General features: G+C 73.6%; 1 protein-coding gene. It reads right to left on the bottom strand.

Annotated elements, in window-relative coordinates:
- Positions 1 to 21: 21 nt before the first annotated feature.
- The gene (locus DVH02_RS35275; protein WP_233518450.1) at positions 22 to 1,494 is read right to left on the bottom strand and encodes a cytochrome P450; all 1,473 of its coding nucleotides are present in this window, start codon (positions 1,492 to 1,494) and stop codon (positions 22 to 24) included.
- Positions 1,495 to 1,532: the final 38 nt, after the last annotated feature.

Here is a 1,532-nt window from a genome sequence, read left to right as displayed (position 1 = left end):
CCCGCCGGTCCCCCCGTGCCCTCAGTCCCCCTTCCACCAGCGGGACAGTGCCTGCCACGCCCGGCGCGGCGCGGCGCCCGTGCGCTGCGCGGGGATCGAGACGGCCGGAGCGGCCGTGGCGTCCGGGGCCGTCGCGGTGACGGTCGGGGCCGCCGTGGCGGTCGCGGTGGCCGGGGCCCTCTCCGCCCCGGCCGCCCCCTCCGGCGGTACGGAACCGGCCGGAGCCGGGGGCGGCGGAGGCGAGTCCACCTGCCAGCGCGGCCGCGGCACGGCGGTGGTCGGGCTCGGCGGACCGGTCACGTCCTGCGGGGGGCGCGGGGCGAAGGTCACCGGCAGCTCTCTGAGCTGATGGGACATCAGCGCGCCCGAGTAGCGCAGTTCGCGCTCGTCCACCGCGAGCTGGAGATCCGGCAGCCGCATGAGCAGCGCGTCGATCCCGGTGTCGGCGATGGCCCGGCCGATGTCCTGCCCCGGGCACTCGTGCGGGCCTCCACTGAAGGCGAGATGGGCGCGGTTGCCCTGCATGTGCGCATGGAGATCGGGCCGTACCACCGGGTCCACGTTGGCCGCGGCGATCCCCACGATCAGCGCGTCGCCCGCCTTGATGCGCTGGCCGCCGAGTTCGGTGTCGCCGACCGCCCAGCGGCCGAAGATGGTGGTGAACGGCGGCTCGTCCCAGAGCGTCTGCTCGACCGCCTCCGGCAGGGTCATGTGGCCGCCGCTCAACTGCGCGCGGAACCGGGGGTCGGTGAGCACCATGCGCAGCACATTGGCGATGAGGTTGGCGGTGGTCTCGTACGCGGCGATGAGCACCAGCCGCAGATGCTGGCCCACCTCGTCGTCGGTGAGACCGGCCTCGTGCTCCACCAGCCAGGTCGCGAAGTCCTCCTCGGGCGCGGCCCTGCGCCGTTTGACCAGCCGGATCAGCGCCGCCATCACATAGGCGTTGGACTCGTTGGCGGTCTCGGTGCCCTTGATCATGTCGCGGGCGGCCTGCACCAGCCGTTCGTTGTACTCCTCCGGCATGCCGATGATCTGGGCCATCACCATCATCGGCAGGTGCTCGGCGAACCGGCCGACCAGATCGGTCGTGCCGTCCCGGCAGAAGTCGTTCACCAGGCGGTTGCTGTAGCGGTTGATGTAGCGCCGTACGCCCCGGTGGTCGATGCGCGCGATCGAGTCGGTGACCGCGCCGCGCAGCCGCTTGTGGTCGGCGCCGTCCGCGAACACACAGATGGGCTGCCAGGTGAAGACGGGGGCCAGCGGGTGGTCCGGGGGCGCGGTGCCGTCGTGCAGCGCGCGCCAGCGGCGGGAGTCGCGCGAGAACTGCGAGGGCGTACGGGTCATGTGCAGGTTCTCGCCGTGCCCCAGCACCAGCCACGCGGGGACGTCGCCCTGGAGCAGTACGGGCGCCACCGAGCCGTGCTCGGCGCGCAGCTTCTCGTACAGCCCCATCGGGTCGTTCTCCGCCTCGGGGCCGTACAGCCGCCGCAGCCCGCCGCCGGGGGCGGGGGCGGCTGTACGGCCCCGAG

This window comes from Streptomyces corynorhini (assembly GCF_003346515.1).
In the GTDB taxonomy this organism is placed as follows: domain Bacteria; phylum Actinomycetota; class Actinomycetes; order Streptomycetales; family Streptomycetaceae; genus Streptomyces; species Streptomyces corynorhini.
Note: the sequence above shows the minus strand (reverse complement) of the source record. Positions and strands in the feature narration are given on the sequence as shown.